The sequence below is a fragment of the Lapillicoccus sp. genome, assembly GCF_036559105.1.
Classification (GTDB): domain Bacteria; phylum Actinomycetota; class Actinomycetes; order Actinomycetales; family Dermatophilaceae; genus Lapillicoccus.
The window spans coordinates 51,443-65,476 of the sequence record NZ_DATBTV010000023.1 but is presented as its reverse complement, the minus strand read 5'-3'; the positions used below and the strand labels follow the sequence as shown (position 1 = coordinate 65,476).

Annotated in this window: 17 protein-coding genes; 5 read left to right on the top strand and 12 right to left on the bottom strand. The window is 71.8% G+C overall.

Annotated elements, in window-relative coordinates:
- Positions 1 to 185: 185 nt before the first annotated feature.
- From VIG79_RS03370 to VIG79_RS03360, 3 genes are all read right to left on the bottom strand, one after another.
- Complete coding sequence (locus tag VIG79_RS03370; protein ID WP_331882136.1) at positions 186 to 551, bottom strand: alpha/beta hydrolase; 366 nt, start codon at positions 549 to 551, stop codon at positions 186 to 188.
- 80 nt (positions 552 to 631) lie between these two features.
- Positions 632 to 2,818, bottom strand: a complete 2,187-nt coding sequence (locus VIG79_RS03365) for an alpha-galactosidase (protein WP_414672573.1) — start codon at positions 2,816 to 2,818, stop codon at positions 632 to 634.
- 10 nt (positions 2,819 to 2,828) lie between these two features.
- Positions 2,829 to 4,052: a sensor histidine kinase gene (locus VIG79_RS03360; RefSeq protein ID WP_331882130.1), complete on the bottom strand. Its 1,224-nt coding sequence runs from the start codon at positions 4,050 to 4,052 to the stop codon at positions 2,829 to 2,831.
- 72 nt (positions 4,053 to 4,124) lie between these two features.
- Here VIG79_RS03360 and VIG79_RS03355 point away from each other — a divergent pair, with 72 nt between their 5' ends.
- A complete protein-coding gene (locus VIG79_RS03355; RefSeq protein WP_331882127.1) occupies positions 4,125 to 4,772 on the top strand; it encodes a response regulator transcription factor in 648 nt (215 codons plus the stop codon).
- A gap of 11 nt (positions 4,773 to 4,783) precedes the next feature.
- Here VIG79_RS03355 and VIG79_RS03350 read toward each other — a convergent pair whose 3' ends face one another.
- Positions 4,784 to 5,938: an NADP-dependent malic enzyme gene (locus VIG79_RS03350; protein ID WP_331882124.1), complete on the bottom strand. Its 1,155-nt coding sequence runs from the start codon at positions 5,936 to 5,938 to the stop codon at positions 4,784 to 4,786.
- 216 nt (positions 5,939 to 6,154) lie between these two features.
- On the opposite strand from VIG79_RS03350, the gene VIG79_RS03345 reads away from it, so the two are divergent.
- Genes VIG79_RS03345 through sodN form a run of 3 tightly spaced genes read left to right on the top strand, consistent with a single transcriptional unit; the run spans position 6,155 to position 7,341 of the window.
- A complete protein-coding gene (locus tag VIG79_RS03345) occupies positions 6,155 to 6,550 on the top strand; it encodes an FAD-dependent oxidoreductase (RefSeq protein ID WP_331882122.1) in 396 nt (131 codons plus the stop codon).
- Positions 6,547 to 6,885: a S26 family signal peptidase gene (locus tag VIG79_RS03340; RefSeq protein WP_331882120.1), complete on the top strand. Its 339-nt coding sequence runs from the start codon at positions 6,547 to 6,549 to the stop codon at positions 6,883 to 6,885. The genes VIG79_RS03345 and VIG79_RS03340 overlap by 4 nt, the downstream gene beginning before the upstream one ends.
- A 54-nt stretch (positions 6,886 to 6,939) precedes the next feature.
- Entirely contained in the window at positions 6,940 to 7,341 is a 402-nt protein-coding gene (sodN, locus tag VIG79_RS03335) for a superoxide dismutase, Ni (RefSeq protein WP_331882118.1), read from the top strand.
- Positions 7,342 to 7,493: 152 nt separating this feature from the next.
- On the opposite strand, the gene VIG79_RS03330 is transcribed toward sodN, so the two are convergent.
- Genes VIG79_RS03330 through VIG79_RS03315 form a run of 4 tightly spaced genes read right to left on the bottom strand, consistent with a single transcriptional unit; the run spans position 7,494 to position 10,785 of the window.
- Positions 7,494 to 7,772 carry a DUF6092 family protein gene (locus VIG79_RS03330; RefSeq protein ID WP_331882115.1) on the bottom strand — a complete coding sequence of 93 codons (279 nt, stop codon included), beginning with the start codon at positions 7,770 to 7,772 and terminating at the stop codon, positions 7,494 to 7,496.
- Positions 7,773 to 7,798: 26 nt separating this feature from the next.
- Positions 7,799 to 9,124: an HD-GYP domain-containing protein gene (locus tag VIG79_RS03325; RefSeq protein ID WP_331882112.1), complete on the bottom strand. Its 1,326-nt coding sequence runs from the start codon at positions 9,122 to 9,124 to the stop codon at positions 7,799 to 7,801.
- A complete protein-coding gene (locus VIG79_RS03320) occupies positions 9,121 to 10,632 on the bottom strand; it encodes an HD-GYP domain-containing protein (RefSeq protein ID WP_331882109.1) in 1,512 nt (503 codons plus the stop codon). The genes VIG79_RS03325 and VIG79_RS03320 overlap by 4 nt, the downstream gene beginning before the upstream one ends.
- A 27-nt stretch (positions 10,633 to 10,659) precedes the next feature.
- Complete coding sequence (locus VIG79_RS03315) at positions 10,660 to 10,785, bottom strand: hypothetical protein (RefSeq protein WP_331882106.1); 126 nt, start codon at positions 10,783 to 10,785, stop codon at positions 10,660 to 10,662.
- Between the two features lie 317 nt (positions 10,786 to 11,102).
- Here VIG79_RS03315 and VIG79_RS19705 point away from each other — a divergent pair, with 317 nt between their 5' ends.
- Complete coding sequence (locus tag VIG79_RS19705) at positions 11,103 to 11,177, top strand: 50S ribosomal protein bL37 (protein ID WP_414672574.1); 75 nt, start codon at positions 11,103 to 11,105, stop codon at positions 11,175 to 11,177.
- A 92-nt stretch (positions 11,178 to 11,269) separates the two neighbouring features.
- Here the strand turns inward: VIG79_RS19705 and rsrA are convergent, their stop codons facing one another.
- The 4 genes from rsrA to VIG79_RS03295 form a co-directional block, all read right to left on the bottom strand.
- A complete protein-coding gene (rsrA, locus tag VIG79_RS03310) occupies positions 11,270 to 11,581 on the bottom strand; it encodes a mycothiol system anti-sigma-R factor (RefSeq protein WP_331882104.1) in 312 nt (103 codons plus the stop codon).
- Positions 11,578 to 12,351, bottom strand: coding sequence for a sigma-70 family RNA polymerase sigma factor (locus tag VIG79_RS03305; RefSeq protein ID WP_414672572.1), 774 nt, complete (start codon positions 12,349 to 12,351; stop codon positions 11,578 to 11,580). The genes rsrA and VIG79_RS03305 overlap by 4 nt, the downstream gene beginning before the upstream one ends.
- 102 nt (positions 12,352 to 12,453) lie before the next feature.
- Complete coding sequence (locus tag VIG79_RS03300; RefSeq protein ID WP_331882099.1) at positions 12,454 to 13,023, bottom strand: alpha/beta family hydrolase; 570 nt, start codon at positions 13,021 to 13,023, stop codon at positions 12,454 to 12,456.
- A 98-nt stretch (positions 13,024 to 13,121) separates the two neighbouring features.
- The gene (locus VIG79_RS03295; RefSeq protein ID WP_331882097.1) at positions 13,122 to 13,961 is read right to left on the bottom strand and encodes an SOS response-associated peptidase; all 840 of its coding nucleotides are present in this window, start codon (positions 13,959 to 13,961) and stop codon (positions 13,122 to 13,124) included.
- Positions 13,962 to 14,034: the final 73 nt, after the last annotated feature.

Genomic DNA, 14,034 nt, shown 5'->3' with positions numbered 1-14,034 from the left:
GTCCCGGCCCGTGCGCTCACGGGCCGATCATGCCAAACCGGCCCACCAGGCATCGCCCGGACGGCGACCGCGCTCGTCGGACAGGCAGCGGCCCCGCCGGCCCGGCGTGTCGCCCCGGTTCGGTCGACGTGTCGTCCGTCGAGTCTCGGCCCTGCCTGTCCGACGGTGGCGGCCGACGACCGGCGTCAGAGTCGGAGCGTCAGGAGTCGAGGACCTCGATCGCCCGACGCTGGGCCTCGTGGGAGTCCGGGTGCGTGTAGAACGCCAGATGCGTACCGGTCGATCCCCAGCTCGTCGAGCAGCGCGACGAGGAGGTCCACCTCGGCGTCGATCGACGGAGGGTCGCCCAGCGGCGTGTCCATGTAGCCCGGGCGGGACACGAGGACTGCGGCGAAGTCCGCCTCCGGGAGGAACCGCCCCATGAGGTGAGCGGCGTCGATGCCGCCCGGACTGCCGTGCAGGACCACGACCGGAGCTCCGGTGCCGACGACGGCGTACTCGATGCGCCCCCGCGCGGTCCTGGCGACCGTCGACGAGACGCCCAGCGGCATACCGACCTCCTCGTCCTCGGCCGACGGTAACCGAGCGGATCGACGAGGAGCTCGGCGTCCCCGGCCCGTCGAAGTGACGCTCAGACCGCCTCGAGGTACAACAGCACCAGCGTCGCCGGGTGCAGGTGGGGCGCCTGGATCCCGTGCTGTGACAGGACCCGGCCGGGCAGCGGCACGCCCGGCCCCTCGGGTGCCGCTTCGGCGGCCCACGGCGGCAGTACCCGGGTCGGGGTGAGCCGGTGTCCGGGGGTCTGGAGACGCAACCGGTAGGTGCGGTCCGGGTCCAGCCCTGGCAGCCGCACGAGTCCCGGCGGCTGCGTCAGACCGGTCTGCATCGCCACGAGGGCGAACAGCGCCTCGCCGCCGTCCGGCGCGACGACGCCGTGTACCCACAGCGCCGGGTCGGGATGGTCGGCGCGCACGGTCCGCCCGGTGTGGACCAGGCCCCTCACACTCTTGGCCAGTGCGACCCATTCCGTGAGCTCGGCCAGCTCGGCCTCCGACATCGCCGTGAGGTCGAGCTCCATGCCGAAGTGGCCGAACAACGCCGTGCCTGCGGCGAAGGCGACGGTATGCGTGCGGTGGGTCGTGTGCGAGTGCGCGGCTCCGACATGAGCGCCGAGCAGCTCCGGCGGGACGAGCAGGGAGGTCCACCGCTGGATCTGCTGCCGTTCGAGCGGGTCGTTGCTGTCGCTGGTCCAGACGCGGTCGGTCCGTTCGAGGATGCCGAGGTCGATGCGGCCACCGCCGCCGGCGCAGCTCTCGATCTCGACGCCGGGGTGACGGCGACGGAGCTCGTCGAGCAGCGCGTACAGGGCCTCGGTGCTGCGGTGCACGTCCGCCTCGCCGCCGGGGCCCCGGCCACCGTCGACGACGTCGCGGTTGTTGTCCCACTTGAGGTAGGCGATCGGGTACTCGGTGAGCAGCGCGTCGAGCCGTTCGAGGAGGTACGCCGCGACCTCGGGGTTGCCGAGGTCCAGGAGCTGCTCCAGCCGGGCGAGGGGCGGCAGCCGGCCGCCGGTCGCGAGGACCCAGTCCGGGTGGGCGCGGGCCAGGTCGGAGTCGGGGTTGACGGCCTCGGGCTCGACCCACAGCCCGAACTGCATCCCCAGGGAACGAACATGGTCGACCAGCGGACCGAGGCCGTCCGGCCACCGGACCTCGTCGACGTACCAGTCGCCGAGCCCGGCGAACTCGCCCCGCCGCCCGCGGAACCAGCCGTCGTCCAGCACGAACCGCTCGGTTCCGACGGCGGCTGCGCGGTCCGCGAGGGCCCGGAGGGTGTCGAGGTCCTGGTCGAAGTAGACCGCCTCCCACGTGTTGAGGATGACCGGCCGCGGCGTCGCCGGGTGGCTCGGTCGCGCCCTCAGCCAGTCGTGGATGCGCCCGGACAGCTCGTCCAGGCCCGACGCTCCGTAGGCGCCGACCAACCAGGGGGTCCGATACGTCTCACCCGGCGCGAGGCGTACCTCGCCCGGCATCAGCAGCTCTCCGCCACCGAGCACGGCGTGCCCGCCCGTGGGCAGACGCTCCGCGTAGACCCGGTGGTTGCCGCTCCACGCGACGTGCAGCCCCCACACCTCGCCGGACCGGAACCCGAAGCCGCTCGTCCCGGCGACGAGCAGCAGCGAGGCGTCGTGGCCGCCGTGACCGCGTCGGCTCTCGCGCAGCCGGGTGCCGACGTGGAACGGCTGCCGCTGGGGCGCCCGTTCGCGCAGGTGCCGGCCGGCGAGGTCCAGAAGCTCGTCCGCGACCGGTGGCACCGGCAGTGCGACGTGCACCGCTTCCACCCAGTAGGGCTCGGAGGTATGCGTGTTGGTCAGGCCCGCGCGGACGCGCACCAGACCCGAGGGCGTGAGCTCCACGTCGAGGACGACGGACAGTGCGGCGTCCTCGTCGGTCGCCCGGACGACGAGGGCCTGGGGCCCGTCAGTCCGTTCGACGCCGTTCACGGTGAACAGCGGCGACCAGCCACGGCCATCGCGATGGCCGGTGACTCCCGGCCAGCCCGCATACCCGAGGCCGTGCTCGGGAAGGATGGCCGCGGGAACCGGGTCGTCGGAGACGTACGACGTCACCTGGGCGATCGAGACAACGGCGAGCTCGCGCAGCGCGTCCTCGGACAGCTCGCCGAGATCGGCGCCCCAGTAGAGGATTCGCGGAAGTCCGACCTCGGCGTCGGCGGCGATGACGACGCTGACGCCCCCGGCGCGGAGGTGGTGGACCTGAGGGCCATCGGGGTCGCGGTCACCGTTCACACGGCACATCGTGCCGTAGTCACTCCGGCACGGAGACCGTCATCCGCAGACCGTGCGGCTCGACCGGCGTGGCGACGAGCCGGCCGCCGACCGCCTCGACCCGCAGCCGCTGCGACGCCAGCCCGATGTGCCCCGCGGCGAGCCGCTCACCGGCTCGGGTCTCGTCGAAACCGGTGCCGTCGTCGGTGACGCCGGCGACGATCCGGTCGTCCTGCGCCCCGAGCTCGACGACGACGGAGGTCGCCCCGGAGTGCTTGACGACGTTCGTCACCAGCTCCCGGAGTGCCGCGAAGACCACCCGGTCGGCCTCGCTGGCCGCGCGCACCGGCATGCCCTCCGCCCGCAGGTCGACCTCGTAGCCCCGCTTCCGCAGCCCGTCAACGAGGTCCTCGACGGCTCGGACCAGACCGGCGTGGTCCAGCACGGCCGGATGCAGCTCGCCGACCTTCTGCCGCAGCAGACCGGCCGACGTGGTCAGTGCGTGGTCGACGCGCTCCACCGCCTCCGGGTCACCGTCGCGCACGTCCTCCAGGTCCATCCGGGCGGCCAGGACGTACTGCAGCGCGCCGTCGTGCAACGCTTCGGACAGCTGGCGGCGCTCGCGCTCCTCGACGTCGGTCAGCTCCGACAACAGGCCGGCCCGCGCGATGGCCAGGGTGGCGATCTCCATGACCCGGGACCGCTGGATCCGGGAGAGGGCGATGGACCCGACGGACACGCCGATGAGGACCAGCACCCGCAACAGCAGCGACTCCCACGGCTCGGCGTTGGCCTCCCGCGTGCTGACGCTGGACAGGAGGTAGACCCCGACGGTCGGGACGGCCATCACCACCCCCACCCGCGGGCTGAGCTGGGTGGCGGCGAGGATCGGCAGCAGGAAGAAGCCGTTGACGACCACGTAGGCGGTCCAGCTGTCGTCCGCGGAGAGGCCCGCGAGCAGGGTGACCGCGCCGAGGACGACGATGTCGAGGACGAGCGGCACCCACCCGAGGTCCCGTCCACCGGGCCGGGGCCGGCTCGTCCACGGCATCGTCAGGGCCCAGAGGACGGGGTAGGCCACCGCGATCGCGTAGCACCAGCCGGCCTGGTCGGTGGGCGGAACGAGCAGCAGGCAGGCCCAGACGAAGACGATCACGCCGACGCGCAAGCCGGCCTGGAGGCGCGCGCCCCGCGCGGCATGGGTGACCATCGCCTCGGCGACGACGTCCTGGACGCGCGCCACACCGGCGGCGGTCTCACTCATCGGCACCTCCGGGACGGGTCAGGCAACTATTGTCGTGGTCGCCGCCTCCACACGCCGGGAAGGAGTCGCGTCGTGGTCTCGTCGGATGTTCGCGTGCGGGTCGTCGTCATCGACGACCACCCGTTCTTCCGCGACGGCCTGACCCGCGGCCTGACCAACAGCGGCCGGATCGAGGTCGTCGGCGAGGCCGAGAACGGCCGCGACGGCCTGGAGGTCATCGCCCGGCTGACGCCGGACGTCGCGGTGGTCGACTACCAGATGCCCGACCTCAACGGGCTCCAGGTCCTCTCCGCCGTCGTGCGGGACGGGCTGCCGACGAAGATCCTCATGCTGTCGGCGCTGGTCGAGGGCAGCATCGTGTACGCGGCGGTGGAGGCCGGTGCCGCGGGGTACCTCTCCAAGGACGCTCGCCGGCAGGAGATCGTCGAGGCCGTCGTCGCGGTGAGCAAGGGCCGCACCGTCGTCCCCCCAGAGCTGGCCAGCGGGCTGGTCAACCAGATCCGGATGCGGGCCGAGCCGAACCGCCCGGTGCTCAGCCCGCGCGAGCTCGAGGTGCTCCGCGGTTTCGCCCGTGGGCTGTCGATCCCCGAGCTGGGCCGCGAGCTGTTCCTCGGGTCCAGCACCGTGAAGACCCACACGTCGCGGCTCTACCAGAAGCTCGGCGTCTCGGACCGCGCCGCCGCGGTGGCCGAGGGCATGCGCCAGGGCCTCCTCGAGTAGGCACGACCCGCTCAGGCGGCCCGACGCACCGCCTCCGCCACCGCGGGTGCGACCCCCGGGTGGAAGACGCTCGGGACCACCTCGTCGGCGGTCGGGTGCTCGACGAGGGCGGCGATCGCGTATGCGGCGGCGAGCTTCATCTTCTCGGTCACCTGGCGGGCGCCACAGTCCAGGGCGCCGCGGAAGACGCCGGGGAACGCCAGCACGTTGTTGATCTGGTTCGGGAAGTCGGAGCGGCCGGTGGCCACGACGCGGGCGTACCGGTGGGCGACGGTCGGGTGGACCTCGGGGTCCGGGTTGGCCAGGGCGAAGATCATCGCGTCCGGCGCCATCCGCGCGAGGGCGCTCTCCGGGATGGTGCCGCCGGAGACGCCGACCAGGACGTCGGCACCGACCAGGGCCTCCGCGATCCCGCCGGCGACCCCGCGCCGGTTCGTCAGCGCGGCCAGCTCCTGCTTGTGTGGCGGTAGCGGGGCGCGTCCGGTGTGGAGCGTGCCGGCCGAGTCGACGACGACGACGTGCCCGACGCCGGCGAGCAGGAGGATCTTGGTGACCGCGACGCCGGCCGCGCCCGCGCCGGACACGACGACGTCGAGGGTGGCGAGGTCCCGGCCCACCACCCGAGCGGCGTTGACGAGTGCGGCCAGGACGACGATCGCCGTGCCGTGCTGGTCGTCGTGGAAGACCGGGATCTCGAGGCGCTCCTGCAGCCGACGCTCGATCTCGAAGCAGCGGGGCGCGGAGATGTCCTCGAGGTTGATCCCGCCGTAGGTCGGCGCGACCCGGGCGATGGCGTCGACGAGCTCGTCGACGGTCCCGGTCTCCATGCACAGCGGGACCGCGTCGACACCACCGAACCGCTTGAACAGCACGGCTTTCCCCTCCATGACCGGCATCGCGGCCAGGGGTCCGATGTTGCCGAGACCGAGGACTGCGGTGCCGTCGCTGATGACCGCGACGGTGTTGCGGATGCTCGTGTATGTCCCGGCGAGCTTCGGGTCCGCCGCGATCGCGCGCGAGACCTCGGCGACACCGGGCGTGTAGAGGAGCGACAGGTCAGCGGCGTCGCGCAGCGGCTGGGTCGCGAGGGTGGCGAGCTTGCCGCCCAGATGGGCCCGGAACACCGGACTGGAGGGGTCGACGAGCGGCGTGGACTGACGGTCCATGGGATACACCTCGATGGGCTGGCGGTCGACGGACCGCGGTCGGCTGAGGGCGGCAGCCGAGGTGGTGGCCACGAGAAACGAGGTCCGGCGGAGGGTGACCCGCGCGGTTCCGCCACTGTGACACGCGGTCATTACCCGTGGGTAGTGGATTTAGCGAGCCTCGGTGTGGGCCGCGTCACACGGCCCGCCCACCGTCACTTCTACACTCCGGACCCTATGGAGGCTTCTGCGCCTGCGCCCGACACCCCCGTGCTCATCGTCGGCGGTGGCCCGACCGGCCTTCTGCTCGCCTGCACCCTGCGCCGGCGAGGCGTCGAGTGCGTCCTCGTCGACGCGTACGACGAACCGCTCGGCTGGGACCGGGCGATGGTCATCCACCCTCGGTCGCTGCAGATCTTCGAGGCTCTTGGGATCGTCGACGAGTTCACGACGACCGGGGTGCACATCCGCACCGGCCGGATCCACGCCGACGGCGCAGCCCAGCTCGGCGTCGATGACCTCACCGTCCTCGCGGTCCGGCCGAACCGCGAGGACATCGGTATGCGACGCGACGGCACCGGCGCGGCCGGCGACGAGTACCTCACCGGCTACTTCGTGACGCTCGCGTCATGAGCGGACGGCGGCTCGGCGTCGCCGTCGTGACCGGTCGCTCGATGGAACCGGCACTGCACGAGGGCGACCGGGTGCTGGTGCTCTGGGGCGGCCGACCGCGCGTCGGCCGGATGGCCGTAGTGCGCCTCCCGCCGTCGGAGCGGGGGCCGAGACCGATCTCGGTGAAGCGGGTGACCCGGCCGGCACCCGGCGAACCCGGAGCGTGGTGGGTCGAGCGAGACAACCCGACCGAGGGCGTCGACTCCTGGCACGTCGGCGGCATACTGGAGTCCGACGTGCTGGGGCGGGTGCTGGGACGCCTGCCCCACTTCACCCGCCGAGTTTGGCGGGCGTAGGTTGAGGGAACAGGCTGCCGCAGACCGGTCTCCACTCAACGAAGGGATTCCCCCATGCCCCGCGTCCTCGCTCCGACCGTCCTGATCTCCGCCCACTGCGACCTGCCCTGCGGTGTCTACGACCCCGCGCAGGCCCGGTTGGAGGCCGAGTCGGTCAAGGCGTGCATGACCAAGGTCGCCGACAACGACGACCCGGACTTCAAGGCCCGCGCCCTCGCCATCAAGGAGGAGCGCTCCGACCTCGTCAAGCACCACCTCTGGGTCCTGTGGACCGACTACTTCAAGCCGCCGCACTTCGAGAAGTACCCGAACCTCAACGGGCTGTTCAACGAGGCGACCAAGCTGGCCGGTGCCGGCGGCACCAAGGCCTCGTGGGACCCGAAGGTCGCCGACAACCTGCTCGGCAAGATCGACGAGATCGCCGAGATCTTCTGGGAGACCAAGAAGGCCGCCTGACGGCCGGATCGACCTAGCGCCAGGGGGCGGCAGCCGGTTTCGGCTGCCGCCCCTTCGCCGTGTGGTGACCGGGCCGCAGACGACCGTTCGGACGACGGTTCCGCGCGTCGCTTCCACGCCGACGGCGTCACCTGTTACCCCCCGGCGTGCAGTCACGACGGCCGATGGCACGGGTCGTTGCCGTGAGCGCACCGAGCCCGCTGGAGGAGCCGACCGTCTCGACTCCTCGCCCCGGGGGCGAGGAGCGCGTGGGTCTCGGGCGAGCTCCGCGGACTCATCGCGTCGGCCACCCGATGCGCCGACATGATCAGCCGCAGCGGCCCGTACTCGCGGGCCTCGTCGACCTGCGTACGGGCCGAGGTCAGAAGAAGGGCGAGCAGGTCCAGGGCGTCGTCCTCGTCGAGGACCCACGGTGTCTCCTTGCCGGCCATGGTCGCGACAGGAGCCGCGGGCGAGGTCAGCCCGCGCCGACGACCGCCGCGCGACGGTCGAGGACGCGGATGAGTGCCTCCACGACCCGTGGGTCGTACTCGTAGCCCAGACCGAGGTGGATCCGTTCGATGGCCGACGCGTGCTTGCGGGCCCGGCGGGCACGAGCCTCGCCGACGAGGTCGTCGTAGGCGTTGGCCACCTTGATGATCCGGCTGGCCAGCGGCAGGTCCTCACCGAGCTCGCGCACCTGGCGGTACGGCTTGGACTGGGACTCGAGGATGACGGCGACGTTGTCGAGCACGCCGGTCTGACGGACGATGCCGGCGCCGTCGCGAGCGATGCGGTCCTGGTCGGTGGGGGCGGCCATCATCGTGGCGCCGCCCGGGATGGGTTCGCGCAGGGCGACCTGGCCGATGTCGTGCAGGAGCGCGGCGTACTCGAGGTCCAGGGTGTCGCGATCCGACATGCCGAGGTCGCGGCCCATGGCCACGCTGAGAGCGGCGACGCGGGCCGGGTGGTCACGGCGGGTGTAGCCCCCGATCTCGGTCAGCCGGGACAACGCCCGGATCGTCTGGCCGTAGGTCTCGCGGATGCCGGCGTAGCGCCGGATGGCGAACTGGGTGAGGACCAGGGGGATGAGGAACACCGGCAGGGCCACGACGCCCATCGGCCGCTCCGCGAGCGCGATGAGGGTTCCCGATGCGGCGAGCGCCGCACCGAGACCGGCCCCCTGGCGCACCTCGTCGACCAGCGATCGCCAGAACGGGCGGTGGTCGCGGGACGCCGTCGCCAGTGCCACGCAGAAGGCCTGCACGAACAGGGCGATCCCCGAGACGAGGACCATCGAGATCGCGGTGACCCAGCGCGTCGAGGACCACGAGTCCTGAAGCGTCAGCAGGGGCTGCCCGTCCCACACCACGACGTGGCGGAACAGCAGGGCGGCCACCGCCACCGAGAGGAAGCGCGCAGCGAGGTCGTCGGCGCGAACCGGAGACCGACGCAGCAGTGCTGGCACCGCTCCGGCGAGCATGCCGACGGTCGTGACCGCCACGACCACACCAGCGGTGAACTCGACACGATGGGTCTCGCCGACCTCCCAGGTCATCGCCAGCGCGTAGCCCGCCGCCAGCGACATCGGGGCGGTCTCACGACCACCCGGGAGGACGATGCGGTTCACCTCACCGACGGCAATGACGACGGCGAAGACCATGAGGATGCCCCAGTCCTGGAGCGGCATCTGGGGGCTCGCCACCGCCGCGGCGACTGCGGCCGCCGCCACGGCGATGCTGACGACCGGTAGCAGGCGGTGCAGTCGTAGGCGGCTCGGCAGGTCGCGCAGCGCGGGCCTCACGGCGCCCTCACCTGCTCCACGACCGGGACGTCGTCGGGTTGGCCGGCGACCCGGTGCGGGGGCGACGGCACGTCGGCCACGGGGTGAGGGCTGGACCCGGGCCAGGGCACGCCCGGTCGCAGCGGCGGCGTGCTGGCCCAGACCTGCTCCCAGGCGATCGGGTCGTCGTGGTCGAGATAGCCGCGCATCCGGTCCAGCTCGTCCTCGTCGGCGCTCGTGACCGGCCAGTCGTGCCGCTCGAGCACCGTGACGAGCGCGGCGACGACGTGCGGGTCGAACTGGCGCCCGCGCCGCTGCTCGATCTGCCGGAGGGCCTGCTGGGGAGCGAAGGCGGGTCGCTCGGCGCGGTCGGTGGTGAGCGCGTCGAAGGCGTCGGCGACAGCGATGACCCGGGAGATGAGCGGGATCTCGTCGCCGGCGAGGCCGTCGGGGTAGCCGAGGCCGTCCCACCGTTCGTGGTGGTGCCGGATGCCGGCGAGGGAGCCGTTGAGGAACTCGATCTCGCGCACCAGGACGACGCCCAGCGCCGAGTGGTGGGTGAGCGCCTCGACGTCCGCCGGCGTCCAGGTCCTTGGCCGGCGCAGCAGGCGGGTCGGGACCCCGACCTTGCCGACGTCGTGGAGCATCGCCGCATACACGAGGGCCTGGACGTCCTGCGTTCCCATCGACAGGTGCTCGGCCATCCACTCGGCGAGCCGCGCGATACGGCCGCTGTGCCCCGCGGCGGAGGGGTCCTTGGTCTCGACGGCGGTGACGAGCGCGCTGAGCGTCCGCTCGTGGGCGCGCTGCTCCTCCCCGTACTGGACGAACGCCCATCGCGCGACGTAGAGGGGCGCGAGGATGAGCACCGCGCTGAACCAGCCGACATCGGCGGGACCCCACAGGATGACGAACAGGAACCCGATCACGCCGTAGCCGATGTAGGCGACGCCCGAGTTCGTCACCATCTGCACGATGAACCGACGGGGCGGGATCCCGGTACTGAGTCGGACCACCCCCGCGAGCAGCACCGCGTTGACGAGCATCTGCGCCACGTCCGCGACCATCAGCGGTAGGCCGACGTGCATGATCAGGGCGGCCGCGCCAACGACCTCGTCCAGATCCATGCTGCCGCCGACGGCGAGATAGACCATGCCTCCCACGACCCCTTGCAGCGCGAACATGCTCGCGTTGAAGAGGCGGGCGTGAAGGGTGCGCGTCCCGCGTTCGAGCCCCATCGAGAGGGCTCCGACCAGCGCGCTGCCGACCGGACCCACCAGGACGACCGACGCGATGACGATGATGCTGAGGAAGGAGAAGGTGATGTTGGCGCCGACGTCTCGTTCCCGCACGAGCATGCTGAGCACCCCGAGAACGAGCAGGGTGATGAGGGCGACCGGTTCGGCGAAGGGGTTCGCGGCATCCCAGGCCCACCAGATGCTGAGGACGGCGGCGAGGGTCGTCGCCGCGATGTAGAGAGGCACGGCCCGCGAGGAACCCGGCTCCCGCGCGGCACCCGCCTTACTCATACACCTACGGTACGGCTCAGCCGAGCGTCACCCACCCCATCCCCAGCCGGCCTCCGGACCGATCTGCGGCTTGAGGGCCGGACCGGCCGTGTTCCAGGAGGGGGTGGCGGGCTTGGACAGCATGGTCTCGAGGACCTTGGCGATCGTCTTCATGGCAGGGGGCAATCCTTCTAGCCGCTCGGGGCGTGCGGCCTGACGGGGACACGCCGCTGACCTGCGGCGTTGCACGAAACGTGCATCAATCAGGGTCACACAACGTGGCGTCGCAAGGCGCCGAAGGTGACGTCGCGTATAGCCGTCTTTACCAAGATTTGAATCGGTTGGCGGGCAGCCGCCACGCCGGAGTCGTGGTATGTCGCCCTCACGGCTCCGGGCGGAGGACCGTCACCACTGTGGGAGACTTGCTGCAGAGTGGGTCAAAACCGGCGAAAGGGCCGGCTGGTGCCCTCGCAGACCCGGAAGGAGCCCAGATGAGCAAGCGGTCCAGGAAGCGGCGCAGCCGCAAGAGCAACTCGGCGAACCACGGTCGGCGTCCCAACGCCTGACCGGGTTCACGCCGGAAACCGACAGTGGGGCGTCCGGGGATCCGGACGCTCCACTGTCGTTGAGGACGCCGCCTCGGCGGGAGACCTCTCGGTCAGTCGCTCGTCTCGATCCGCACCATGGTCAGCCGGCGAAGGATGGTGGTCCGCAGCTCGACCGGGGCCGTCTCGCAGCCGCAGGAACGCTTGACCACCATCTTCAGTGCCTGGTCGACGTGGTACTCGCGCAGACAGGGGCCGCACTCGTCGAGGTGGGTCTGCATCCGGCGGCAGTCCTCGGGACTCATCTCCCCGTCGAGGAACTCGAAGATCCGCATGACGGTCTCCGAGCAGTCCGTGACGGTGACGGCCGCCGCCGGGTGACCGCGCAATCCGTCGGCCGAGGCGGGAGGCTCCTGCTCGCTCATGAGTCCGATCCTTCCGTGGACGCGCCGGCGACGCTGCCGGCCTGAGGTGAGGGGGCGCCCGAGATGCCGCGGTCGGACGCATACTCGCTGAGCAGCTCGCGCAGCTGGCGCCGGCCGCGGTGCAGCCGGGACATCACGGTGCCGATGGGCGTGCCCATGATCTCCGCGATCTCCTTGTAGGCGTAGCCCTCGACGTCGGCGAAGTAGACCGCCAGCCGGAAGTCTTCGGGGATCTCGAGCAGGGCACGCTTCACGTCGCTGTCGGGCAGGTGCTCCAGCGCGACGTCCTCCGCCGAGCGCAGGCCCGCCGAGCTGTGCGACTCGGCGCGGTGCAGCTGGTAGTCCTCGACCTCCGCGGCGTCCGACTTCAGCGGCTCGCGCTGCTTCTTGCGGTAGGTGTTGATGTAGGTGTTGGTGAGGATGCGGTACATCCACGCCTTGAGGTTGGTGCCCGGCCGGTACTGGTGGAAGGCGGCGTAGGCCTTGGCGTAGGTCTCCTGGACGAGGTCCTCCGCGTCGGTCGGGTTGCGCGTCGTGCGCAGCGCCGCGGAGTACATCTGGTCCAGCAGCGGCATCGCCTCGCGCTCGAAGCGCGCACGCCGCTCGTCGGTGGTCTCGGTGGCGACGTCCACCGTGGCGTCGTCCACCCCGAGCCCCTGCTCTGTGTTGGTGTCGGTCATCCCTCCCCAGCCTAGTCGCGGCGACGTGAACGTCTTGCCGACACTGGTCCCCGGGCTGATCGGGCCGCCGACGGCGGGGACGGAGAGCATGAGCACGATGGCGTCAACGCCACCACGGGCGCGACCCATTCCCGGGCCGTGTGGTTGTTCGGCACCCGTCGCAAACTCACGCGGCTGGAGCGGGAGCGGCGGTCAGTCGCGCAGCGGGGCGGTGAAGTGGAGCACGGCCGCGGCGACGGCGGCGGCGCTCCCGCGGGGGATGCTGTGGGTGCCGGTCACCGGGTAGACCGCGCCCTCGGGCAGGTATGCGGCGAGCTCGGCGGCCGTGCCGAAGGCATCGGTCTCTCCCTGCACCGCCGCGATCGGCCGGCCCGCATCCGTGACCAGCCGCAGCTCGGGCGCTCGGGACTTGTCCGGCCGGTCGGCATACCCCGGCAGGTGCAGGGGGAACGACAGGCAGAGGACCGCGGCGGCTCCGAGGACCTCGGCCGTGCGACAGGCCACCCGAGCACCCGCGCTGCGGCCGCCGACGACCAGAGGCCCGCGCACGGTCGCCAGCGCGCCACCGCGGGCCCGCAGCGCCTGCACCAGTGGAACCCACGCCGCGTCGAGAGTCGGCGGTGGTCCGGCGACGCGTCGGCCGGCGACCAGCCAGGGCTGCTCGACCAGCCCCGTCGCCCACCCCTCCGCGTCGAGCAGGGACACCGCAGCCGTGAGGTCCACCGACCTCAGGCCGCCGCCCGCGCCGTGACCCAGCAGCACGGTCCCACGTGCCCCCCGGGGCCGCCGGACGTGGACCCGCGCCGGACCACCCGGGGTCGGAACCTCGACCACGACCGGGCCTCCACGCGTACCGGCCGTCATCGGGCGCCGACGACCTCCCCGGTCACGATGTCGACGACGCCGTGCAGCTCCTCCGCCGACAGCGGCAGCAGCAGGTCGGGACCGTTGTTGCGGGTGTTGTTGACCTCGGTCGAGATCGGGTAGGCGTCGAACCGGCCGGGCTCCTCGAAGGCCAGCAGCCGTCGGACGGTCTCCTCGTCGGTCTCCGGGTCGAGCCAGGCCGCCCAGTCGGAGCGCTCGAGCACGAGGGGCTGCCGGTCGTGGATCCGGTCGAGGCCCGGCTCGGCGTCGGTTGTGATGATCGTGAACGAGGTCAGCCAGGCCTCCGCGTCGTCGGGGTCCTCGATCGCCTTGTCGCGCCAGAACTCGTAGAGCCCCGCGAAGGCCATGACGTCGCCGTCGGCGCGGTGCGTGTAGAACGGCTGCTTGCGCGGCTTGCCCTTGGCGTCCATCTCGGTCGGAGACTTCTGCCACTCGTACCAGCCCTCGGCGGGCACGAGACAGCGCCGGGACTTGGCGGCCCGCTTGAACGCCGGCTTCTCCAGCACCGAGTCGGCCCGGGAGTTGATCATCCGGTTGCCGATCTTGACGTCCTTGGCCCAGCTCGGGACCAGCCCCCAGTTGACCAGCCGGAGCTGGCGAACCGGTGCCGCCCCGTCGTCGGCCCCGCGCGGTGGCCTGGACATCACCACGGGCGCCTTCTTGGTGGGCGCCATGTTGTAGTCGGGCTGCCCGGCGGGCGGGTTCTGCTGGTGAGTCATCACCGCGCGGGCGGGCTCACCGGTGGCGTCGACCTCGACCTCGAACTCCTCGACGAGGTCGCCCTGGTTCTTCGTCGCGGCGTACCGACCACACATGCGCGCCACTGTAGGGCCGGGCTCCGACGGTCGCCGACCTGCTCCTCGGCGGGAACCAGCCGGAGCAACTACG